The following is a 21,345-nucleotide window of genomic DNA, read 5'->3' on the forward strand; positions in this document are numbered from 1 at the left end:
ACGGCATGGCGAGTGAACAGTCCGGCGGCACCGTACGACGCGACAGGTCTTTGGCGCTCCCGCTGGCGAAGCAGGCCGGCTGGGACGAGGTCGATGTGCGGGCGGTGGACACCGTGCGGCTGCTGGCGGCCGACGCGGTGCAGAAGGTCGGCAACGGGCACCCGGGCACGGCGATGAGCCTGGCCCCGCTGGCCTACCTGCTGTTCCAGAACGTGATGCGGCACGACCCGGCCGATGACCAGTGGCTGGGACGGGACCGGTTCGTGCTGTCCTGCGGGCACTCCAGCCTGACCCTGTACATCCAGCTGTACCTGGCCGGCTTCGGCCTGGAGCTGTCGGACCTGGAGGCATACCGGACCTGGGACTCGGCCACCCCCGGGCACCCCGAGCACCGCCACACCCGCGGCGTGGAGATCACCACCGGGCCGCTGGGCCAGGGCCTGGCCGGCGCGGTCGGCATGGCCATGTCGGCACGGCGCGAACGCGGCCTGCTCGACCCCGACGCCGAGCCGGGCAGCAGCCCCTTCGACCACCACGTCTACGTCGTCGCCTCCGACGGCGACCTGATGGAGGGCATCACCGCCGAGGCCGCATCGCTGGCCGGCCACCAGGAACTGGGCGGCCTCACCGTGTTCTACGACTCCAACCACATCTCCATCGAGGACGACACCAACGTCTCCTTCAGCGAAGACGTCCCCGCCCGCTTCGCCGCCTACGGCTGGCACGTACAGACTGTCGACTGGACGCGCACCGGAACGTACGTCGAGGACGTCGATGCGCTCCTGGAGGCCATCCGGGCGGCCCGCGAGGAGACAGGCCGGCCCTCCCTGATCATGCTGCGTACCTTGATCGGCTGGCCCGCCCCCACCAAGCAGAACACGGGCGAGGCGCACGGCTCCGCGCTGGGCGAGGACGAGATCGCCGCCACCAAGACGCTGCTGGGCTTCGACCCCCAGGCGCACTTCATCGTCGAGGACGAGGTCTTGGCCCGCACCCGCGCCGCGTCCGACCGCGGCCGGGAGGCCCACGAGCAGTGGGACGAGGCCTTCGCGGCTTGGCGCTCGGCCAACCCTGAGCGCGCCGCGCTGCTGGAGCGCTTGCAGGAGCAGCGACTGCCCGACGGCTGGAGCGACGCCCTGCCCGACTTTCCCGCCGACCCCGAGGGCATGGCCACCCGCGCCGCCTCCGGCAAGATCCTCACCGCGCTCGCCCCCGTCCTGCCGGAACTGTGGGGCGGCTCGGCCGACCTGGCGGGCAGCAACAACACCACCATGGACGGGGAGCCCTCCTTCGTGCCGGCCGACCGCCAGACCAAGGACTGGAAGGGCGGCCCGTACGGGCGCACCCTGCACTTCGGGATCCGCGAACACGCCATGGGCGCAGTCCTCAACGGCATCGCCCTGCAGAGCCTGACCCGCCCCTACGGCGGCACCTTCCTGACCTTCTCCGACTACATGCGCCCCGCCGTACGCCTGGCCGCCCTGATGCAACTGCCCGCCACCTACATCTGGACCCACGACTCCATCGGCCTGGGCGAGGACGGCCCCACCCACCAACCCGTCGAACACCTGGCCGCACTGCGCGCCATCCCCGGCCTCGACGTCGTCCGGCCCGCCGACGCCAACGAGACCACCACCTGCTGGCAGACCATCCTCGAACACGGCGACCGGCCCGCCGGACTGATCCTGTCCCGGCAGAACCTGCCGGTCCTGGACCGCAGCAACGGCGAATACGCATCTGCTCGGGGAGCGGGCCGCGGCGGATACGTCCTCGCGGACACGGCCGACGGCGCGGCGCCCGACGTGATCCTGGTCGCCACCGGCTCAGAGGTCCAGATCGCCCTGGACGCCCGCAACCTGCTGACCGCCGAGGGACTGGCGGTGCGGGTGGTGTCGATGCCGTGCCGGGAATGGTTCGCCGCCCAGCCCCAGGACTACCAGGACGAGGTCCTGCCGCCGACCGTACGCGCACGGGTCAGCGTCGAGGCCGCCATCGGGCAGGGCTGGCGCGAGGTCGTCGGGGATGCCGGGCGGATTGTCAGCCTCGAACACTACGGAGCCTCCGCCGCCTACCAGCGCCTGTTCACCGAGTTCGGCATCACCCCCGAAGCGGTTGCCGAGGCCGCCCGCGACAGCATCCACGACACCCAGCGGGCCGCGCGCCCCGGCGGCCACCAGCAGACTTCCACCCCCATTGGCGGCGGCACCGGCGACCGTCCCTAGTTGTAGACCCGAGAGGCTGGGGACACGGCTGGCAGGCGGTTGAAGCGTTCGGCCTTCCCGTTGGTCTGTGGGCGGTAGGGGAGGTGCGTTTGTGGGTGATTCCTGCGTCGGCCAGGGTGCTGGACCACACGCGCGAGCGATGGCAGGAGCCGTTGTCGGTCAGGCCGCGCTGGACGGAGATCCCGGCCTGGCCGAAGAAGTTCTGCGCGCGGGCCCAGAATCCGGAGGCGGTCTCCTTCTTCTCGTCGGTGAGGATCTCGCTGTAGGCCGGGCGGGAGTGGTCGTCGACGGCGAGGTGGATGTAGCTGTAGCCGCCGCCGATCGGGTTCTTGCGACCGGCCTGACCGCCCAGGACCTGATGGCCGCCGCCGTCCGGTATGTTGCCGAGCTTCTTGATGCCGACATGTACCAAGTCGCCTGGTGCGGCGTGCTCGTATCGTCGGACTACGCGGCCTGTGGCGCGGTCCAGATGCCATGGCCGGGCGATTCGGCATCGGCTGAGTACTCGTGCACGGTGGAGGGGCTGAGGCCGAGCAGGTAGGTGATGCGGGCTGAGCCCCAGCGGCGCGGGACGCGGATTCTGGAGCGATCCGTGTCCCAGATGGTCCCTGCTCGCGGTATCGGTCAGCCCACCGTTTTCGCTGTGGTGGGTGAGACTTGGAAGCGAGGGCGACCTCGTCGTGGGCGCACGCAGCCAATCCGCCGTTGCCACGCTCGTCGACCGACGCACCCGCTATCTCCGCCTGGTCCCGCTGCCCGAGGGACACTCGCCCGGCCAGGTGCGTGACGCCCTCATCGCCACCCTCAGCACGCTGCCGGAACAGGCACGTCGGAGTCTCACCTGGGACGAGGGCTCCGAGATGGCCCGCCATCACGAACTCGCGCCCTACTTCACCGACGGGATCTTCTTCGCACGCCCAGGCGGTCCCTGGGAACGAGGCACGAATGAGAACACCTATTGGTGCAGTCTTGGCGGGCCGGGCCTCTTCGACAGGAGAGGCCCGGCGGGACCGAGGCGGCAACCGGCGGCTCAACAGCGTGCTCTACACGACGTCCATCGTCCAGCAGCGATTCCACCCGGGCGCACGAGCACTGCTGGCCCGCCACGAGCCGGCCAAAGGAGCCCGCGGAGCCCGGCGCATCCTCAAACGTCACCTGATCGACGTCATCCACCGCGCCATGACCCAAGACCGAGCTACCTGGCAGCACCACATCACCCAACACCAGCTCGCTGCTTGACATAGAAGCGTCAACGGACTCCTGCGTCAGTACCTGCCCCAAGCGCACGAACCTGTCCCTGCACACCGCTGACGACCTTCGCGTCGTCGAACACCGGCTGAACAACCGACCCCGCAAGACACTGAGTTGGCAGACCCTGCTCAAGCATTCGCCGCGGCTCTGGCACTCTGAGCCTGCAACGTTGCGACGATCATGCGAATCCACCGGTTCTGAAAGTTGACCCCTGCTCGCCAGAAGTGACCGCACTGTCTGGCGTGGCATCTGAGCACGCCGGGTGTCAGCTCTGTGCTTGCCGGGCATGTGTGGTCAGCCCGGGGGTGACGAGGGCGAGCCAGCGGGCGCGGGCGGCCGGCGGCTGGTCGGTGGGGGCGCTGGAGAACAGCAGGTAGATGTCGTTGACGGTGACGTCCGCGTTGACGTCACCGTCGGCCTGCCCGGCACGGATGAGGCCGGCGACGGCCGAGCCCGCACGGTCCTCGTCGGCACGGTTGCCCGGCTCCGCGCCGAGAGTCTGCGCGGCGGCCTTCACCGCGCGGTCGGTCACGGACTGCTCGACGACACGGCCGAGGAACGCGGTGAGCTCGTCCAGGGCGCGGCCGCTGCCGTCGGCGACGCGGGCGAACGCGGCCTCGGCGTCATCGGCGACCCGGGCGACGTACTCGGCGACGACGGCGGCGACCAGGTCGGTCTTGGTGGGGAAATGCCGGTACAGAGTGCCGACGGCTACGCCCGCGGCGGCGGCTATCTCGTCCATCCCCACCTCGGGGCCGTGGGCAGTGATCTGCCCGCCGGCGGCGGTGAGGATCTTCTTGCGGTTGCGGACCGCGTCGGCGCGCGGCGCCCTGGCCTGGGTCACGGAGGTGCCTGCCCTTCCCCTTGCATCAATGTGAACCATGGTTCAGGATAGATGGTGAACCTGAGTTCATCTTAACCGTGAGGATCCCGCCATGCCCACCAAGACCGCCCTCGTCACCGGTGCCTCCTCCGGCATCGGCGAAGCCACCGCTCTCAAACTGGAGGAACTTGGCTACACCGTCTACGGCGCCGCCCGCCGCACCGACCGCCTCGCCAAGCTCGCCGAGCACGGCATCCGCCCGCTGGCGATGGACGTCACCGACGAGGACTCCATGCGGGCCGGCATCGAAAAGATCGTCGTCGAGACCGGCCGCATCGACGTGCTCGCCAACATCGCCGGATACGGCTCCTACGGAGCCCTGGAAGACGTCCCCCTGGACGAGGCCCGCTACCAGTTCGAGGTCAACGTCTTCGGAGCGATCCGGCTGACCCAGCTCGTCCTGCCCCACATGCGCACCCAGCGCGCCGGCACCGTCGTCAACGTCACCTCCATGGGCGGAAAAATCTATACCCCGCTCGGCGGCTGGTACCACGCCACCAAGTTCGCCCTCGAAGCCCTCAGCGACTGCCTGCGCCTGGAGGCCAAGCCTTTCGGCATCGACGTCGTCGTGATCGAACCCGGCGGCATCGCCACCGAATGGGGCGCCATCGCCGCCGACAAGCTGGAGAAGTCCTCCACCAGCGGCGCCTACACCGCGCAAGCCGCAGCCGTCGCCTCCTCCCTGCGCTCCGAGGCCAACACCAAGCGCAACTCCCCGCCCTCCGTCATCGCCGACGCCATCGGCAAGGCCGTCACCGCACGCCGCCCCAGGACCCGCTACGCCACCGGCTTCGCAGCCCACCCCCTCATCGCCCTGCGCCGGATCCTGCCCGACCGCGCCTTCGACGCCGTCATCACCCGCGCCGTCGGCATGCCCCGCTGAACCACCCGGCAGACACAGGGTGCTGCCGGACCTCCTGGGCTGTCGATCCGCCAGGCGCCTCCCGAACTCGCCCGCACGTGCTGTCCCAACCCGTGAATCAAGCCAGAAAGTACTGAAAGCGGAGAACTGGGCGGAGATACGTAGGCTGCACCGAGTCGAGGGCGTGCCCATCAAGGAGATCTCGCGGCGGCTGGAAGCGGCCCGGACCACGGTGAGGGCCGCGCGTTGAACTTGGACCGGCCGCCGCAGAACGAACGAACCGAGCGTGGGCGGGTCCCCTGCTTGACCTGACGCCCGGTCAAGGGCGCTGCAACTGAGCGATCAACGCCCCCGGCATCTCGACGCCGCTGCTCACCGACCGGCTCAGTGCAGGCGGGATCTCCAGCCCGCAGGCCAGGGGGCGTCAACCGAGAGTGATGGTGGGGTCGGTCCGAGCGGGCTCCGATCGCTGCCCGCGCGCCTTCTTGTGGTTGGTCTGGCTCCTGTCGCCACCGTAGTGGGCGAGCAGCCGCGGGTTCATGACTCGGCGCCACAGAGGGGGGAGCCAGGCGAGGATGATCATCGCCGCGTAGCCGGCGGGAAGCTGCGGGGCCTCGTCGAAGTGTCGCAGGGTCTGGTAGCGGCGCAGAGGGTTGGCGTGGTGGTCGGAATGCCGCTGGAGCTGGAAGAGGAAGAGGTTGCTGACCGCGTTGTTGCTGTTCCAGCTGTGCCGGGGGGCGACCCGCTCGTAGCGACCGTCCGGGCGTCGCCGGCGCAGCAGACCGTAGTGCTCGAGGTAGTTGACCGATTCCAGCAGGCAGATACCGAGCGCCGCCTGCAGCAGCAGATAGGGCAGCACCACGAGGCCGAACGCTGTGCTGAGGGCCGCGAAAACAGCCACGGACAGGGCCCAGGCGGACAGGACGTCATTGTGCCTGCTCCACGTACGTCGCCCCCGGCGCTGAAGGCGGCGCCGCTCCAGCGACCAGGCGGACCCCAGACTGCCGACAACTGTCCGGGGCAGAAAGGCCCAGAAGCTTTCGCCCATCTGGGAGCTGGCGGGATCCTCCGGTGTCGCGACGCGCACGTGGTGACCGTGGTTGTGCTCGACGTAGAAGTGCCCATAGCAGCTTTGGGCCAGTGCCAGGCGGCTGAGCCGGCGCTCCACCTGCTCCCTCCTGTGACCGAGTTCGTGGGCCGTGTTGATGGCCACGCCCGCCACCACCCCGGTGGTTGCAGCAAGTCCGAACGAGCCGAAGGCGCCGAGGCCACCGCCGGACCACTGCGCACACGCCCAGACCAAGGACGCGAACTGCAGCGGCAGATACAGATACGTGCACCAGCGGTAGTAGCGGTCCCCTTCTAGGCGCTCCACAACCGCCTCGGGCGGGTTCTTCCCGTCCGCACCGGTCACCAGATCGAACAACGGCACCAGCACGAAGGCGAAGAGAGGTCCCCACCACCAGAACACCGTCGCCCCGGTGAGGTGCACCAGGGCTCCTGCCTGCCAGGGCAGGGTCGGAACGGCGAGTGCCAAAGGCCACCACAGACGTTTGGGATCCCGCCAGGGAACGCCATCGGCAACGTGGCTCATCGCACCCACTCCTTCATCTGAAATCCGCGTGCTTCCGTCTCCCCCCGGGGGGGGTCGGAAGCACGCGGTGGGGGGACCTCAGACTGGCAGGCGACCGAACGGCTGACAAAGTCGGCACAGTGTAAATATTCTGACTATCTGTCAGAGATATGGGAAGGGCGGAGCGGATGCAACACACAACCGGGTGGCAAGCTCTGTCGACCGCCCCTTGCCGCGGAGAACGGATGAGACCGAGTGCGGGTGGCCGGCCTCACCCAACGCGCCGAGGTCTCCCCCCATCCACCATCAGCCGGGCCGGTGAGGAACCGGTCGGGCTCCCGGTGCACCAGGGCTTGTCCTATTCCAGGGGTGGCGGAGGGCCGGCGCGCCGAGGTCGCCGACCTCCTGATGCGCCTCAGCGAAGCCGGTCGAGGGCAGACCTCGGGTGCCGGACAGGCAGGCACTGTGCGGGATCCTCTACGTCCTGCACACCGGCATCCAAGGGGAGTACTTGCCTCAGAAGCTGGGCTTCGGGTCGGTCATGACGTGCTGGCGGCGTCTGGCCGCCTGGAACGATGCCGGCGTCCGGGACCAACTGCACGTGCTGCTGCTGGAGAAGCTACGGTCGAAGGACCACCAGCTGGACTGGGCGGTGATCGACTCCTCCCACGTCAGGGCCGCTCGCCGGGACCCAAAAGCGGGCCCAGCCTGGTCGACCGAGCGCGGCCGGCAGCAAGCACCACCTCATCGTCGACGGGCAGGACATCCCGCTCGCGGTGTCACTGACCGGCGGGAACCGCAACGACGTCACCCAGCCCCTGCCACTGCTCGACAAGATCCCGCCCGTCGCGGGCCGCGTCGGCAGGCCACCCAGGCGCCCCGACGCGTTGCTGGCCGACCGCGGCTACGACCACGACGAGTACCGGCGCCTGCTTTGGGCCCGCGGGATCCGACCGGTGATCGCGAAGCGCGGCGAGCCCCACGGCACCGGCCTGGGCATCTTCCGCGACGTCATGGAGCGCACGATCGCCTGGCTGCACGGCTTTCGCCGTCTGCGTATCCGCTGGGAACGACGCGACGACGTCCACGAAGCATTCCTCGGACTCGCCGTCTCACCCATCGCCACGTCCAACGGCTCAGTTAGGAACAGCGTTGAGGGCGGCGCTCAGGTCGACGGGTGTGGAGGTGGGGTTGGGCGGTGGATTGAGGACAACCTGGGGCTGACCAGGCACCGGCGCCGGTGGGGTCAAGTCGCTCTTGGGCAGCTTGGGCGGGGTGGTCTGGTTGAAGACGGTGGTGTCGAAGTCGACGAGGCCGGTCTTCTCCATCACGGTGATGTGGTCGAGCACCGTGTTGTTCGCCTGGTCAGCCAGGGCGCGGACCAGCGTGTTCTTGGTGGTTGAGCGGATCTTGGCGATCGCGTTGAAGATGGAGCCGTGGGTCATCCGCAGGATGTTGGCAAAGTCGGTGTCGAACTGCCGCCCCGACTCGGCCTGTAGCTGGGTGACGAAGCCCTGCTGCTGAGGGCTGGCCACGTTGGGCAGCGTGATGTTCAGCATCGGCGCGATCTTGCGGCAGCTGGCGTCGAGGGCGGCATGCCCGTCGACGAGGTGCTGGCTGGCGGTCTTGACGGCCGGGCTCTGTCCCTTTTGCAGGCCGATCAAACCGAGCGGGTGCTCCCACAGGCCGGCTGCGCGTACCTTGACCACGAAGTCGCGTTCGCCCTCTGTCAGCGGCCCCCATTGCGTGTTGGCGATGATGCGGTCGTTCGACGTCGAGGCGTTGTCCAGGCCCAGCATCGCCGGGTAGACGAGGGCGGCGAGTGTCAGGGTCAGAGCACCACCCACGAAGAGTGTTCCCATCACATTTCGCGAAGACTGCACCATTCCTCCTGCCTGTGGTTTGTCCGTCGGCGCCGCCCGGAGGCAGACGAACGGAAGTACGCGCAAGAGGCCGTTCGGACTCAACGAACGGCGCGGCCGGCAAGGCAACGCCGGTCACGTGGATGCTCGCGGTCAGTGCAGGCCGGCGGCTACGGCCCGGCCCCGGCCACCGCGACCACAGAGCAGGGCCGCGCGGCAAGCCACCCTGTCAGGGCCCGGGGAGCGCCCACGGCCCGGGTTGCTCAGGTGGCCGCGCGGTCCGGCTGTAGACAGGACGGCATACAGGATGGACGCGCAGGCATGGACTCGCTTGGTGCTCACAGGGAATCGACACCCACATGATCACCAGTGGCCATGCCTGTTCTGCATCCACAACCGCGTGAGCCAGACCGAAGGCGGCAAAAAGCACTGCGGGCCGCGCCGACCGGCGCCCTGGACCCTACGGCGGCAGACCGTCTCCCGCTCTCCTTCGTCACGGCCGGCCGTGCCCTCAGCACCACTACCCCAGCACCCCGCCCCGGCCACCCGCAACTGCTCCGCCACCAGTAGCTTTACCCAAAAAAGCCGAGTTCAGCAGTATGTTCGACTTGCTCTGCTTCGAGGCGCATTGGGCCCGCTGCCGTGGATGCGGGGCGGATGGTCTGTCGCACGGGCAGATCGCGGTGCGGCATATGCCGATTTCCGAACTGAGCTACGAAGTACGCCGTGATCTGCCCTGAGGACGCTACGGCAGCGAGTAGTGTCATTCCTTGTGAATCGACTCGTAATCGATTACGGCGAGGGCTACGCTTCGGCGCCGTGCCCTGTGTGGCGCACGCTGCGCAGGATCGGACCGTGCGATTCGTGAACGCGTATCTTCTGCCGACACCGGTAGTTGGCCGTTTCCGGTACCCGACGTCCTCGGGTACGCCAGCCGAATGGAGCAGTAGCCGTGACGACGCCCCCTGGAGGCGATCCGTACAGGACATACCGTCCTCCGCCGTCCACGGCTCAAGATCCTCGATTCCAAGCAGCAACGGGCGGCCGAGCCAAGCCCTCCGCCCTCGTTCGGCCCTACTCCATGACTGGAGGCCGCACCCGCCCGAGCCACCACCTCGCCATCGAGGCGTTGGTCAGCACCAGAACAGACCTCTGGGAGCCTCATGGCCAAACGCCGGAGGCGTATCGGATCTGCGTTCTCTGCCAAGAGGTCAAGTCGGTCGCGGAAATCTCCGCACACCTTGGCGTCCCGCTGGGAGTCGCCCGAATCCTCGTGGCGGATCTCGCGGAGGCGAGGCTCGTGACGGTGCAACAACCCCGCGGGGACGACTCCCATGGGGGAAGGCCCGACGTGACGCTCCTCGAAAAGGTGCTCAGCGGCCTTCGGAAACTCTAGGACGACCCGCGATACCGGCCGGCTGACGGCTGCGTCCTGCTCCGCCATCGGTGCGGCGACTGTGTCCGGGATCCCAGACGCTCGTCGGCGAGCACTTGCTTGGCGTACTTCACGGTGCCCATGACGTCCCGGTCGAACTGCTCCAGGACACCTTGCCACCCTTGTACGAATGTTCTTCTTCGCCGTGCCGGTGCTACGCGGTCGGAGTGGACGGGCGGATTCGCCACGCGTCCAGCATCGGGCGCACGCCGCGAACGCGCAGTCCCATGCACAGCGTCGTTCAACGCGAGGTCAAGGGACAGCCAATTCGGGATGCACGCCAGCGACGAACGGGGGTATCCGCTCGCCTATAGGAACGAGCACACAGGGAGGGGTCGTGGCGGACGGTGGGGTCGCGGAAGCGAGACCGACGGCAACGCATACGAAGGGCGCCGAACAGGCGCAGCGGGAAGAGTCCGGGGCCGAGCGGGCCGACCGGCAGTGGAACGAACTGATGCAGGAGATCCGGGTCGCGCAGACCGGCGTACAGATTCTCTTCGGCTTCCTGCTGAGCGTGGCGTTCACCCCGGCTTTCGGGCACCTGTCGCACGCGGACCGGTTCATCTACATCACCACGGTCGTCCTCGGCGCGACGGCGACCGGCGCCCTCATCGCGCCCGTCCCCTTCCACCGGATAATCTCCGGCCGCAGCATCAAGGCGCAGGCGGTGCGCTGGGCGGCACGGCTCATCTTCCTCGGCCTGGCGCTGCTGGTCGCCACGCTCACCTCCGCCCTGTTCCTGATCCTCCGGGTGGCCACGCACGACGGCTTCGTGCCCTGGCTGGTGGGCACGGTGGTGGCCTGGTACCTCGCGTGCTGGGTCGCGCTGCCGCTGTGGGCACGGCACCGGTACACCACGGTGTTGAAGGAGCCCGCCGGCTGACGGGACCCGGCCGCCGACGACGGCTTACCGGGACTCTTGCAGAGCCCTGGCGTTCACGCTGGGGTTGACATCCTCGCCCTTTAGAGCGGGGAGGATGTCAATGACTCGTCCCACCATCCGGCGAAGCGATCCGGTCGGACGTCGGCCAGACGTAGGGCAGATTGTCAGGAACATCCGAGAAGAACGGGCTGTAGATCTCAGGTGCTTTGCGCATCAGCGCCGACTGGTGGCTGCGATGGAAAGCGGGGTCTCCCAGCCACGGGGGCAGCTCCCCGGCGTCTGCAAGCTGTTCCTGGGCCCGCACCACGGTGTCGGGATGATGCTGGCTGAAGTCGGTGACGAGGGTCGCAGCGCATGTGTCGGCATGCCCATCCGCCACCCACACGGCGCACACGTCCAGGCCGTAACGGACCAGGGCCTCCTCATAGCCGGTCCACATCTGGACGGCGGGATGGTGCCGCCATCCGTAGCCGGGTACTGTCAGGCCGCGCAGCACCTGCAGAGCCTCGACCCGCTGTTTGCCCAGACGCGCCTGATCCAAGACTGCGGCGGATTGCGTGAAATCGGGATAGGGGAGAAAGGTCTGCACCCATGCACACCTACCATGGCTGACCTGCTTTCACACGGGTCAGTGGTGGTGCAACGGTCTACGTTTCGAGAGTTGGCCGCTGAGCGAGGACCTACGCTTCTGTCGGGGCTCTTGCAAGTTCTACCGCGGGCAAGGCCGCCTGCCGCATCATCGTCCTCGAACGCCGGCTCGATGAGGAGCAGCGCATCACCGCCGAAGACCGCCGTGCCGCGGCCCGGCACGCAAGTGCGCTGGAATAGACCTCTTTAGACGGGGCACCCGAAGACCTGCCTGACGATGCTCGGTGCTGAGCGGGCGTCAGACGTCATACGTAGGGTGCGTTCGCCGCATGGCGGACTCAGCCGTCACGCGTCACCCGCGTTTGGGGAGAGGGCTACCATGATCCTTCCGGCGGAAAGAGAACTGCGCGCGGTGCTGACCCGCTTTGCGGAGACACGGATTGAACATGATGTCCGTCCCACCGGTCGTACCAGCCGTGCACTGGACGACGCCACGTACACGCTGTGCGTGATGACCGGGGCCCGGACCATCGAGCAGGCCCTGCCTGCGGCAGACGCCCTGTTGGAGCAATACAGCACTGACCGTTATGGTGCCACGCGGCCGCAGGACAGGGCGGCCGCCTGACCTTTCTTGACGTCCCCGAGGCCCGGTAGAAGGGTTCGTGCTGTCCAACGACGGCACGAACCCGACGTCACGCGTGGCTGCCCACTCAAGCCCGAGTGCGGCGAGCTTGTCCCTGTGAACTTGGCGCGCCTGCTCATGCTGTTGGAGAGGAAGACACCCAGCTTCACCGCATACTCCCGGCCGCCGGCCACGATCCGCTCTTCGCGGCCTCCTGGAAACGGTGACGAAGCCTGTGCGCGTCCCCCAGAGGCGTCGTGGACGGCTTTGCGAGTGCTTCCGGCTCGGGAGCCACGGGGACGACGTCGGCACATGGGGTCAGGTGGTGGGCGGAGTGCCGGGAGCGGCCTGCCAGGCTTCGGTCAGGCTGCCGTGGATGGGGAACACGCTGTGGGCGCCGGTGATGGTGAGCAGGCGCATCATCTGCTGGGTCGGTGCGGCCAGGATGAGCTCGCCGCCGGAGTGCTGAGCGCGGCGGCGTAGGCGGATGAGGGTGTTGAGGCCGGAGGAGTCGCAGAAGGTGACGCCGGTCAGATTCAGGATCACGGTGGGGTGGTGGTTGAGGGCCTCGTCCACGGTGTGCTCCAGGATGGAGGCGGTGTTCAGGTCGAGAGGCCCTGCCACGGTGAGGGCAGTGGCTTGGCTGTGGGTGCCGGCTGTGTCGATGCGCAGGAGGGAGTTCATGGCCGACTGCTCCCGTCCGTGGTTGAGGTGAGCGGTCGATCGCGGTCCAGCAGTCCGGTCAGGGCCGCCGCTGGTTCGGTGTTCTCGGTGGTGGGGCCCAGCCATTCACACATCAGCACGGTGGCGTCGTCCTGGAGGTGGCCGTCGTGGTAGTCGAGGACGGCCTTGATGAGGCGGCGCAGGGTCTCGGGGACGGGCAGACCGTCGGCGTGGTGGCGGACGAGGAGATCGGTGAAGCGTTCCAGGCCGAATTCGCTGTCGTCGGCACTGCGGGCTTCGGTGATGCCGTCGGTGTAGAGGACGATGCGGTCACCCGGTTGCAACTGTTCGTGGCACACGATGCTGGGAAGTCCCAGGTCAGTGCCCATGGGATGAGCCGGGGGGCACGTGAGGTGGCTGCTCCAGCGGTTGCCGCGGATGATGATCGGCGGGTGGTGGCCGCGGTTGACCCAGCTCAGGACCCCGGTGCGGGTGTCGAGGGTGGCGAGGATGCCGGTGACGTAGCGGCGCTGGTGATACTGGTCGATCAGGGCGGTTTCCACGGCTTCCCCCTTGGCGGCGAGGCCGGCGCCCTGGCGGCGGGCCTGGCGGCATGCACCGAGCGCGAGGGCTCCGCACAGTCCCGCTGCGTTGTCGTGACCCATGGCGTCGAAGATCGTCAGGTGCACCAAAGGACCGTCGAGGGCGTACTCGTACACATCACCGCTGACCCGGTAGGCCGGCTCCAGCGACGCCGAGATCACGATGCGCCCGTCGGCGTAGGTGCTCGGCGGCATCAGGTTCCACGCCATCTCCGCCCCGATGTTCAGCGGCTCCGTCCGCGTCAGCTTCGCGAGCGTGTCACTGGAAGTCCGCTTCGAAACGATCAGCAACGCCAGGAGCGCGGCGAGACGGTCGGCGTCCTCACGGGCACGAGCATCGTCGTACACGGAGCGCACGCGCAGCACTCCAATGCGCTCGGTGCCGTCCACGATGGGCAGCCACCAGTCGATGCCGACCGCCTCGTTCAGGGAAGAAGAGGTCAGCCAGCCGTACTGGTAGGCCCGCCCCGGGGTGGTGCCCTCGATGCGGATGTCCTGTGCGGTGTCCGGCGGGGCCCCGTTCGGGCCGGCCAGCAGGTGCAGCTCCCGGTGCTCCAGATCGGTCACGTAGATGAGCAGGTCGGTGAAGCCCGCGGCCCGGGCATGCTCGCCAGCCTTTTCCGGCAGCGCGTCCAGCGGCATCAGATGGCTGGCGTCCAGCAGGCTGGCGAGCATCGCCCGCCCGCCTGCCTCACGGTCCATGTCCATGGTCTTCCCTCCTCTGCTGCAAAATGTCCGAGTGCCCGTCCGTGCCGGTTATCCACTTCGGCCGCAGCACAGCAAGACCGGACACCAGCACAGTCCAGGCCCCCGCTGTCGCTCAAGCGCGGCGTTTTGCAGTAGGCCGGGTGTTGGCGTACTGCGCTCGTGGCCGCCTCTGGACGAGCTGCCGACCTGCCGGTTCACCAAGGCCGTCGGCCTCGGACACCGAGGATTGGCCCGACTTCACGGAAGGCGGAAGGCGTGCCAGAACCCCAGAACGGACAGCAGACACTCACCGCTTCGGGAGCGCCTGGGAGGCTGCTGTTCGAATTCCGCGGTGGGGCGAGCCTGAGCGTGAGATCTTCCCGGGCGGGGTGCAGATCGCGCTGTCGCCCTGCCCGAGACTGGTTCTCCTAGTTGGCCAGGCTGAAGTCGCCGCCGACCGGGATCGGCGATCCTATTCGATCGTGCTCGTACTGCTCTGACTGTGGTTTCCGCCGGTTCGAAGCTATTTGCTCCGGGACCCGTTTCGATCTTCCGAGCCCAGCGGAAGAAGGCGCAGAGCATGGGTTCCCATCGCGCGACCCGCGAGGGGTCCGCTATCCCCGGCAGGCCCACGGTCAGGGTGCCGCCGCCTCGGTCGGTGTCAGTCGTGCTGGCGCCTCGGTCACCGTCATGTCAGGCCCCTCCCAGGATCCAGGCCCCGTACCGCTGGCTGCTGGAGGCCGACAACAGTGCGGCCACCCGCATGGGTCCATTCGCAACGGGTGCCGGACTCCTCTCGCCCCCCCAGACGCCTCGCGGCGGGGCACCGCGCGAGGGTCGTGCAGCTGTGAAGCGATGTTTTATGGCGGGCGGGACATGTGTCCGTGGTGAAAGGGCACTCGTGGTGGGTATGGAGGCCATTCAGGCGTACGCCACCGTTCGAAGCAGGCTTTGGGCAAGCCCCGCACCACGGCTGGCCGAGGGAAGGCACCGACGTAGCGGACGGCGCCGGGGCCGGTGGCATCGCAGGCTGCTGGCCTACCGCGGGGTCGACCTCATGCTGTCTCCCTCTCCGGAAGACGCGGGCGAGGAGTGTCTCCTGCTGGTGCACATCCGCAGGGTGATCGGGCGCGTGACCTATCGAGCGTGCAGCAGGTGCGCAGAGGGCGTGATCACCGACGTCGTCCTGGAGGAACCGTTCCGCGACTGCGGGCTGGGCACCAGGGCCCTGTCACATCTGCGTTCCCTCTATCCCGACATCACCTGGCGCACCACGCTGGACACTCGCCTCACACGCACTCTGCTGCGCCGAATGCGCGTTCCCAAGGCGACTGCGGGCGGGAGTTGTTCCCACATCCGGTGAAGTGTTACGGCGCGTGCGGTGGTTGGTGAAGCCGGCGGCATCACGGCAGTCGTGCCCGGACGGGAGGACAGCCCGCCTGCATGCCGCTTGTTGGCGAAGCGTATTCGGCGGCGTTCAATCCTCCCTCAGCGGCTGCCATTCCGGTGACTGCGCGAGTACTCCGAACCGTGGAGTTCAAGAGAAAAGCGATCTGGGCTCGAACAGGGGTGCACTGCGGGGTCGGGGCAGGGCCGCTACAGGCAATGAGGCAGCAGACGCGGGACATGCAACGTGAGCCAGGCGCTGCCGAGGCCGATCAGGGCACCGGCGGCGACATCGGTGGGGTAATGGGCGCCCGACTGCACTCGCTCGACGGCCAGCAGGGTGGCGGGCACCGCGCAGAGGGCGCCCGCCGACGGCCACATGGGCGCGATAGTGGCTGTGAAGGCCACGGCGGCCGCGGTGTGACCCGAGGGGAAGGAGGAGGAGTCGGGCCGGTCCTCGACTTCATCGTGCTCGATCCACTCTTTGGGCGGGCGGGGCCGGTCGACGAGCGGCTTGCACACCCCGTTGGACACCAGTTGCGCGACGGCGAGCGCGGCAAGCCCCGAGACGGCGGACCTGCGCCCGCGGGGTCCGCCGACCGCCGTCATGACCGCCGCGGCGCCGCACCACAGCTTGCTGCTCTCCGCCGTCTCCTCCACCGCCGACAGCAGCCGGCCGATGGCCGGTGGAATGCGGGCGGCAGCCCGCTGCGTCAGACACCGGTCTGCATCACTCAACGCCGCTATCAATCTCATGAGCTGCGGATTTCCCGGATAATCCAATACATACCCATCCGGCCCCCGGCAGTCATCAGGTTTCCTTCGTGGATACCCCGGCCTTCAGGCCGGGGAGGAAACCCTGCTGCGGAGCAGGGCAGGGAAAGCCGGTTCGCCCTTGGGCGGACCGGCGTTGTCGGTGGTGGCCGTTAGGTTGGTCGCGTGTATCTGCGGTATTCCTTCCGGCTCGAGCCGACGCCGGGCCAGTGCATCGCGCTGGCGCGTACGTTCGGTTGTGCCCGGGTGGTCTACAACGATGCGCTGGCCGCGAGGAAGGCCGCCTACCGGGCGGACAGGTCGCGGATCGCGACGGGTGTGCTGGCGAAGCGGGTGATCACCGATGCGAAGAAGACGCCCGAGCGGGCGTGGCTGGCGGAGGTGTCGGTGGACGCCTTGCAGTCCTCTCTTCGTGATCTCGATACGGCGTACGCGAATTTTTTCGCGTCGGTGTCGGGGAAGCGGCCAGGGCGCCGTATGGGGCTTCCGGTGTTCAAGTCGAAGAAGGACAGCCGGCAGGCCGTGCGTTTCTCCAGGAACGGGTTCCGGCTGCGGGACAACGGGCGGCTGAACCTCGCGAAGATCGGGGACGTCCGGGTCCGCTGGTCCCGGGAGCTGCCTTCCGCTCCCTCCTCGGTGACCGTGATCAAGGATCCGTCGGGCCGGTACTTCGCGAGCTTCGTCGTTCAGGTCGAGCCCGAGCCGCTCGCGCCCGTCACGTCCGAGGTCGGCATCGACCTGGGGCTGACCCTCCCCCAGACTCCGTCCGGGGGGACCCCCATCGCCGTTCTCTCCGACGGCGAGGTGATCGACAATCCGCGCTTCCTGCGGCGTGCCGAGCGTCGGCTGAACAAGGCGCAGCGGGCGTTGAGCCGCAAGGCGAAGGGGTCGAGGAACCGGGCCAAGGCCCGGTTGAAGGTCGCCCGTGCGCATGCCCGGGTGGCCGATGCGCGCAGGAACTGGTGTCACCAGAGTGCTTCGAGGCTGGTCCGCGACAACCAAGCGGTCTACCTCGAAGACCTGGCGGTGTCCGGTCTGGCCCGCACGCGCCTCGCCAAGTCCGTGCACGACGCCGCGTGGGGCATGTTCCGCCGCGTGCTGGAGGAGAAGGCGGCCCGCTACGGCCGGCACGTGGGCATCGTTTCCCGCTGGCTGCCCTCCTCCCGGACATGCTCGGTCTGCTGGGTCGTGGACGGGAAGAAGCCGCTGCACGTGCGTATCTGGCGGTGCGAAGGCTGCGGTACTGAGCATGATCGTGACCTCAATGCGTCGCAAGTGATCCTCGCCGCCGGGCAGGCGGAGAGGCTAAACGCCCCTGGAGGGCCGGTCAGTCCAGGAGTGGAAATCCCACGCCAGGCACGGCCCGTTGAACGGGGAACCCACCCGAAGGCCCAGCCGGTCACCACCGGCAGCCAGGCGGGAATCCCCGCCCTTTAGGGCGGGGAGGATGTCAATCTTCGCCTTCGTCCAGGCGGCGCAGGTCTTCCTCGTCCCATTTCCGGGTGTCGCGGGGCTGCGTGTAGGGCTCTGTCCCGGGCGCCATGCCGCCGGCGAGGGCTCGCTGGCGTACGGCTTCGGCGTCGAACTCCAGGCCGAGGAGGATGGCCAGGTTGCTGATCCACAGCCACACCAGGAAGACAATGACGCCTGCCATAGTGCCGTAGGTCTTGTTGTAGGAGGCGAAGTTGGCGACGTAGAAGGCGAACCCGGCGGAGGCGATCAGCCAGATGACCAGTGCGAGGAAGCTGCCTGGGGTGATCCACCTGAAGCCCTTCACCTTCGCGTTCGGGCAGGCCCAGTACAGGATCGCGATCATGATGGTGACGAGGACGATCAGGACGGGCCATTTGGCGATCGACCACACCGTCAGCGCGCTGTCTCCGATGCCCAGCGCGGTGCCGGCCTGGCGGGCGATGCCGCCGGTGAAGACCACGATCAGTGCGCTGACGCCGGCCAGGACCATCAGGACGATGGTCACGCCGACACGTACTGGCAGGATCTTCCAGGCCGGGCGGCCCTCGGGCATGTCGTAGACGGCGTTCGCGGCGCGTATGAACGCCGCGACGTAACCGGACGCGGACCATATGGCCACGACGAGGCCGACGATGGCGACGATGGAGCCGAGGCCTGCGTTGCCCTGCAGTTGTGCCACGGCGCGGGTGAGGATGTCGCGAGCCGGACCGGGGGCGAGCTGCTTGAGGTTGACCAGGACTCTGTCCGTGGTCGATTTGCCGGTGATGCCCAGCAGGGAGACCAGGGCCAGCAGGGCGGGAAACAGCGCGAGTACCCCGTAGTAGGTCAGGGCGGCGGCCCGGTCGGTCAGCTCGTCCTTCTTGAACTCCCGCAGACTCCCGGAAAGGACCTTGCCCCACGCCTGCTTGGGCAGCTCGGTCGGACTGTCCGGGGCCCGCTCTTCCACCTCGGGCCCGGGCCCGGCCTCCTCGGGAGGCGGCACGTCGTCGACGCCGTTTTGTTCTTTCCGACCTGGAAGACTGAATTTCGCCATGCGCACCGGGTACCCCGGTTCGCGTCGGTGAGCAGTGGCCCGCGGGGGTGGGTCCAAACCATGCCCGAGGTTGCCTCAGGCCTGGGCCTGCCCGCCCCCGAGCCGACGGTTATACAGACCGCCCCTGCCCAGCCCAGTCCCCACTCGTACCGCAGGGCTCCACCGCGACGCCATCGGTTTTTCTTCCGCTGGCGCAGCAGCGGCCAGCGAGCGAGGTCTCCCAGTGTCGCTAGTTCAGAGAATCGGAATCGCTCATCACCTGGGCCGCAATCACCTTGATGACCAGGCGCATCACCCGCCGAAGCTCTCGCAGGAGCGGACAGCCGGCCTCCCTCGAGGCCCACCACGACCGATCCGATCGGCACTGACGGTCAGCAGTGCCACCGAGAAGTCACCGGGCCCTCAAGTCAGCCCCATTCTCGCACCACCACGACGACTTCATCAGCGCAACCGGCAACATCGAGACCGGTGTCCTGTTGCCCAGAAACCCCAGGTCGCGTTGCCGGACGGCATAGCCAGAGCCCCCTGCGGCCACCAGGCCGGCACGCTCTGTTCGACGGGTCTGTAGTGTGCGGCAATGACAAGAAGCGAGCGGGTCGCGGAGCAGTTGGAATGGTACTGGCACAAGAACCTGCGGCCGCGGCTGGACGGTCTTACCGACCAGGAGTACTTCTGGGAGCCGGTGCGCGGCTGCTGGAGCATCCACGCAAGATCAGGGATGGAAAACAGGGTCCTGCACGTCAACAGGGAGCTGATCCATCACGGCGCCGAAATTTCCCTGCTGCGCGACCTCTACCGCTGGCGGGACGGAGCCGCACCGCACCGAATATGAGCCGGGTGCGGTGCCAAGCAGCAGTCGACCAGCCGCCCCCGTCACCCAGACCTCGCTTCGAACTCTGAGCTGGGAAAACCCCCAGGCGCCGCAGGTGGTTATGTCATGCCCAGCTCAGAAATAGGCACTCAGCGAAACACTCCTAGGCGGAACCCGCACCTCATACCTCGTCCGACTCCAACTCGCCGCGTGACGACAAGATCACACCCGCCGGTTCACTCATGAATGCCCGGGCTTTCTGCATGAGTCCAGGTAAGCGCGCCGGACTCCGGCCCCTTCATCGTCCACCAGCCCTGCCTGGTCCGGCAGTTCAAGCACTCGGGCGCAGTGCTCGCACAGCCTGGTGTCGCCCTCGGACGGGACGGCCGGCCTGCTCCCGCACGCCTTGCACACGCCTGAGCGTCGGTTCTGGGCGGGTGGCTGTCGTTCCTCCATCAGTCAACTCCCGTTCGATCCAAGCGGTTACCTACGTAGGAACAGGGGGAATCCGGATCGAGGCCCGGGTTCCGGGGTCAAGGGTGAAGAAGCGTCTTGACCATGGCGTCCTCCTTGGCCTGGAACATCGCGTACGCCTTGGGGCCGTCCTCGAGTGGCATGTCGTGGGTCTTGAAGGAGTCCACGCCGAGCGGATCGGCGTCGGTGAGCAGTGGCAGGATGTCCTCGACCCAGCGCCACACGTTGGCCTGGCCCATCCGTAGCTGGATCTGCTTGTCGAACATGGTCAGCAGCGGCATGGGGCTGGCCGCTCCGCCGTACACGCCGGAGACGGAGACCGTGCCCCCGCGCCGTACGAGCTGTATGGCTGCGTGCAGGGCGGTCAGCCGGTCCACTCCGGCCCGCTCCATGAGCGGCTGCGCGACGCTGTCCGGCAGCAGGGTGGTGACCCACTGGGCGGCCTTGGCGAACGGTGCTCCGTGAGCCTCCATGCCGACGGCGTCGATGACCGCGTCGGTTCCTCGCCCCTCGGTCAACTCTTTTACAAAGTCGGTCAGTTCAGTGCCTCCGCGCCGGGCGTCGAAGCACGTGACGCCGTGTGCGGAGGCGCGGGTGAGCCGGTCGGCGACCGGGTCGATCCCGATGACCAGGCCGGCCCCGCGGTGCTGTGCGATCCGGGCCGCCATGTCACCGATCGGGCCGAGCCCCAGGACGGTCACCGTGCCGCCTTCGGGGATGTCGGCGTATTCGACCGCCTGCCAGGCTGTCGGCAGGACGTCGGACAGATAGACGAAGCGGTCGTCCGGCGGTCCGTCCGGGACCTTGATGGGCAGCTTGTTGCCGAAGGGGACCCGCAGCAGTTCGGCCTGGCCGCCCGGGACCTGGCCGTAGAGCTTGGTGTACCCGAAGAGCGAGGCACCGGTGCCGCGTTCACGGACCTGCGTGGTCTCGCACTGCGAGTGCAGCCCGCGGTCGCACATGTAGCAGTCGCGGCACGACACATTGAAGGGGATCACGACGCGGTCGCCCGCTGTGAGGGCGTGGACCTCGGGCCCGACATCCTCGACCACGCCCATGGGCTCGTGTCCCAGGATGTCGCCGGGGTCCAGATAGGGACCGAACAACTCGTAGAGATGAAGGTCGGATCCGCAGATTCCGCTCGATGTGATCCGTACGATCACGTCGTCGGGCTTCTCGATCTGCGGGTCGGGCACGGTCTCCACCCGGACGTCCCTCTTGCCGTGCCAGGTCAGTGCGCGCATGAGTGCTCCTTCTGTCG

The 21,345-nt window shown here is 68.0% G+C and carries 18 protein-coding genes and 4 pseudogenes; 12 read left to right on the forward strand and 10 right to left on the reverse strand.

Annotated elements, in window-relative coordinates; translation table 11 throughout:
• The first annotated feature begins 5 nt into the window (after nt 1-5).
• Nucleotides 6-2,222, forward strand: a complete 2,217-nt coding sequence (gene tkt / locus ACFWI4_RS07005) for a transketolase (protein WP_387191789.1) — start codon at nt 6-8, stop codon at nt 2,220-2,222.
• Nucleotides 2,223-2,257: 35 nt separating this feature from the next.
• Here the strand turns inward: tkt and ACFWI4_RS07010 are convergent.
• Nucleotides 2,258-2,903: pseudogene (locus ACFWI4_RS07010) on the reverse strand (DDE-type integrase/transposase/recombinase); the annotation flags it as partial.
• Between ACFWI4_RS07010 and ACFWI4_RS07015 the strand changes: the two are divergent.
• Both ACFWI4_RS07015 and ACFWI4_RS07020 read left to right on the forward strand, forming a co-directional pair.
• Nucleotides 2,903-3,466 (forward strand): IS30 family transposase, encoded by a 564-nt coding sequence (locus ACFWI4_RS07015; RefSeq protein WP_387191791.1) that lies wholly within the window; start codon nt 2,903-2,905, stop codon nt 3,464-3,466. The pseudogene ACFWI4_RS07010 and the gene ACFWI4_RS07015 sit on opposite strands and share 1 nt — an antisense overlap.
• A pseudogene (locus ACFWI4_RS07020) lies at nt 3,462-3,597 on the forward strand (IS30 family transposase); the annotation flags it as partial. The gene ACFWI4_RS07015 and the pseudogene ACFWI4_RS07020, both read left to right, overlap by 5 nt.
• A gap of 141 nt (nt 3,598-3,738) precedes the next feature.
• On the opposite strand, the gene ACFWI4_RS07025 reads toward ACFWI4_RS07020, so the two are convergent.
• Complete coding sequence (locus ACFWI4_RS07025) at nt 3,739-4,317, reverse strand: TetR/AcrR family transcriptional regulator (protein WP_387191793.1); 579 nt, start codon at nt 4,315-4,317, stop codon at nt 3,739-3,741.
• 91 nt (nt 4,318-4,408) lie between these two features.
• On the opposite strand from ACFWI4_RS07025, the gene ACFWI4_RS07030 reads away from it, so the two are divergent.
• Both ACFWI4_RS07030 and ACFWI4_RS07035 read left to right on the forward strand, forming a co-directional pair.
• The gene (locus ACFWI4_RS07030; protein ID WP_387191795.1) at nt 4,409-5,239 is read left to right on the forward strand and encodes an oxidoreductase; all 831 of its coding nucleotides are present in this window, start codon (nt 4,409-4,411) and stop codon (nt 5,237-5,239) included.
• Between the two features lie 112 nt (nt 5,240-5,351).
• Nucleotides 5,352-5,515 (forward strand): annotated as a pseudogene (locus tag ACFWI4_RS07035) (IS21 family transposase); the annotation flags it as partial.
• A 127-nt stretch (nt 5,516-5,642) separates the two neighbouring features.
• Here the strand turns inward: ACFWI4_RS07035 and ACFWI4_RS07040 are convergent.
• Nucleotides 5,643-6,755 carry an alkane 1-monooxygenase gene (locus tag ACFWI4_RS07040; RefSeq protein ID WP_387191797.1) on the reverse strand — a complete coding sequence of 371 codons (1,113 nt, stop codon included), beginning with the start codon at nt 6,753-6,755 and terminating at the stop codon, nt 5,643-5,645.
• A gap of 389 nt (nt 6,756-7,144) precedes the next feature.
• Between ACFWI4_RS07040 and ACFWI4_RS07045 the strand changes: the two are divergent.
• Nucleotides 7,145-7,900, forward strand: a pseudogene (locus ACFWI4_RS07045) (IS5 family transposase); the annotation flags it as partial.
• 27 nt (nt 7,901-7,927) lie between these two features.
• Here ACFWI4_RS07045 and ACFWI4_RS07050 read toward each other — a convergent pair.
• Nucleotides 7,928-8,677: a DUF4142 domain-containing protein gene (locus ACFWI4_RS07050; RefSeq protein ID WP_339135017.1), complete on the reverse strand. Its 750-nt coding sequence runs from the start codon at nt 8,675-8,677 to the stop codon at nt 7,928-7,930.
• Between the two features lie 928 nt (nt 8,678-9,605).
• Between ACFWI4_RS07050 and ACFWI4_RS07055 the strand changes: the two genes are divergently transcribed.
• A complete protein-coding gene (locus tag ACFWI4_RS07055; RefSeq protein ID WP_387191799.1) occupies nt 9,606-10,049 on the forward strand; it encodes a DUF742 domain-containing protein in 444 nt (147 codons plus the stop codon).
• A gap of 376 nt (nt 10,050-10,425) precedes the next feature.
• Entirely contained in the window at nt 10,426-10,971 is a 546-nt protein-coding gene (locus ACFWI4_RS07060) for a DUF6328 family protein (protein WP_387191801.1), read from the forward strand.
• 97 nt (nt 10,972-11,068) lie between these two features.
• Here the strand turns inward: ACFWI4_RS07060 and ACFWI4_RS07065 are convergent, their stop codons facing one another.
• Entirely contained in the window at nt 11,069-11,560 is a 492-nt protein-coding gene (locus ACFWI4_RS07065; RefSeq protein ID WP_387191803.1) for an MSMEG_6728 family protein, read from the reverse strand.
• Between the two features lie 378 nt (nt 11,561-11,938).
• On the opposite strand from ACFWI4_RS07065, the gene ACFWI4_RS07070 reads away from it, so the two are divergent.
• Nucleotides 11,939-12,184 (forward strand): DUF5133 domain-containing protein, encoded by a 246-nt coding sequence (locus ACFWI4_RS07070; RefSeq protein WP_339135023.1) that lies wholly within the window; start codon nt 11,939-11,941, stop codon nt 12,182-12,184.
• A gap of 315 nt (nt 12,185-12,499) precedes the next feature.
• Here ACFWI4_RS07070 and ACFWI4_RS07075 read toward each other — a convergent pair whose 3' ends face one another.
• Nucleotides 12,500-12,865, reverse strand: a complete 366-nt coding sequence (locus tag ACFWI4_RS07075; protein WP_339135025.1) for an STAS domain-containing protein — start codon at nt 12,863-12,865, stop codon at nt 12,500-12,502.
• Complete coding sequence (locus ACFWI4_RS07080) at nt 12,862-14,154, reverse strand: PP2C family protein-serine/threonine phosphatase (RefSeq protein ID WP_387191806.1); 1,293 nt, start codon at nt 14,152-14,154, stop codon at nt 12,862-12,864. The genes ACFWI4_RS07075 and ACFWI4_RS07080 overlap by 4 nt, the downstream gene beginning before the upstream one ends.
• Before the next feature lie 1,036 nt (nt 14,155-15,190).
• Here ACFWI4_RS07080 and ACFWI4_RS07085 point away from each other — a divergent pair.
• Entirely contained in the window at nt 15,191-15,496 is a 306-nt protein-coding gene (locus ACFWI4_RS07085; protein WP_387191808.1) for an N-acetyltransferase, read from the forward strand.
• Between the two features lie 233 nt (nt 15,497-15,729).
• Here the strand turns inward: ACFWI4_RS07085 and ACFWI4_RS07090 are convergent, their stop codons facing one another.
• Complete coding sequence (locus ACFWI4_RS07090) at nt 15,730-16,257, reverse strand: phosphatase PAP2 family protein (RefSeq protein ID WP_387191810.1); 528 nt, start codon at nt 16,255-16,257, stop codon at nt 15,730-15,732.
• Nucleotides 16,258-16,458: 201 nt separating this feature from the next.
• Between ACFWI4_RS07090 and ACFWI4_RS07095 the strand changes: the two genes are divergently transcribed.
• A complete protein-coding gene (locus tag ACFWI4_RS07095) occupies nt 16,459-17,730 on the forward strand; it encodes an RNA-guided endonuclease InsQ/TnpB family protein (protein ID WP_387191812.1) in 1,272 nt (423 codons plus the stop codon).
• A gap of 13 nt (nt 17,731-17,743) precedes the next feature.
• Here the strand turns inward: ACFWI4_RS07095 and ACFWI4_RS07100 are convergent, their stop codons facing one another.
• Nucleotides 17,744-18,799 (reverse strand): YihY/virulence factor BrkB family protein, encoded by a 1,056-nt coding sequence (locus ACFWI4_RS07100; RefSeq protein WP_387191814.1) that lies wholly within the window; start codon nt 18,797-18,799, stop codon nt 17,744-17,746.
• Between the two features lie 577 nt (nt 18,800-19,376).
• Between ACFWI4_RS07100 and ACFWI4_RS07105 the strand changes: the two genes are divergently transcribed.
• Entirely contained in the window at nt 19,377-19,631 is a 255-nt protein-coding gene (locus ACFWI4_RS07105) for a hypothetical protein (RefSeq protein WP_387191816.1), read from the forward strand.
• A 512-nt stretch (nt 19,632-20,143) separates the two neighbouring features.
• On the opposite strand, the gene ACFWI4_RS07110 is transcribed toward ACFWI4_RS07105, so the two are convergent.
• Complete coding sequence (locus ACFWI4_RS07110; RefSeq protein ID WP_339135035.1) at nt 20,144-21,328, reverse strand: alcohol dehydrogenase catalytic domain-containing protein; 1,185 nt, start codon at nt 21,326-21,328, stop codon at nt 20,144-20,146.
• Nucleotides 21,329-21,345 lie beyond the last annotated feature (17 nt).

Source organism: Streptomyces sp. NPDC127038, assembly GCF_042725875.1.
GTDB lineage: Bacteria > Actinomycetota > Actinomycetes > Streptomycetales > Streptomycetaceae > Streptomyces.

Excerpts from the sequence above, each read along its gene's own strand:
- ACFWI4_RS07080 (WP_387191806.1), bottom strand. The coding sequence starts at position 14,154 with ATGGACATGGACCGTGAGGCAGGCGGGCGGGCGATGCTCGCCAGCCTG.
- ACFWI4_RS07070 (WP_339135023.1), top strand. The coding sequence starts at position 11,939 with ATGATCCTTCCGGCGGAAAGAGAACTGCGCGCGGTGCTGACCCGCTTT.
- ACFWI4_RS07100 (WP_387191814.1), bottom strand. The coding sequence starts at position 18,799 with ATGGCGAAATTCAGTCTTCCAGGTCGGAAAGAACAAAACGGCGTCGAC.
- ACFWI4_RS07110 (WP_339135035.1), bottom strand. The coding sequence starts at position 21,328 with ATGCGCGCACTGACCTGGCACGGCAAGAGGGACGTCCGGGTGGAGACC.
- ACFWI4_RS07050 (WP_339135017.1), bottom strand. The coding sequence starts at position 8,677 with ATGGTGCAGTCTTCGCGAAATGTGATGGGAACACTCTTCGTGGGTGGT.
- ACFWI4_RS07085 (WP_387191808.1), top strand. The coding sequence starts at position 15,191 with ATGCTGTCTCCCTCTCCGGAAGACGCGGGCGAGGAGTGTCTCCTGCTG.
- tkt (WP_387191789.1), top strand. The coding sequence starts at position 6 with ATGGCGAGTGAACAGTCCGGCGGCACCGTACGACGCGACAGGTCTTTG.
- ACFWI4_RS07030 (WP_387191795.1), top strand. The coding sequence starts at position 4,409 with ATGCCCACCAAGACCGCCCTCGTCACCGGTGCCTCCTCCGGCATCGGC.
- ACFWI4_RS07075 (WP_339135025.1), bottom strand. The coding sequence starts at position 12,865 with ATGAACTCCCTCCTGCGCATCGACACAGCCGGCACCCACAGCCAAGCC.
- ACFWI4_RS07105 (WP_387191816.1), top strand. The coding sequence starts at position 19,377 with ATGACAAGAAGCGAGCGGGTCGCGGAGCAGTTGGAATGGTACTGGCAC.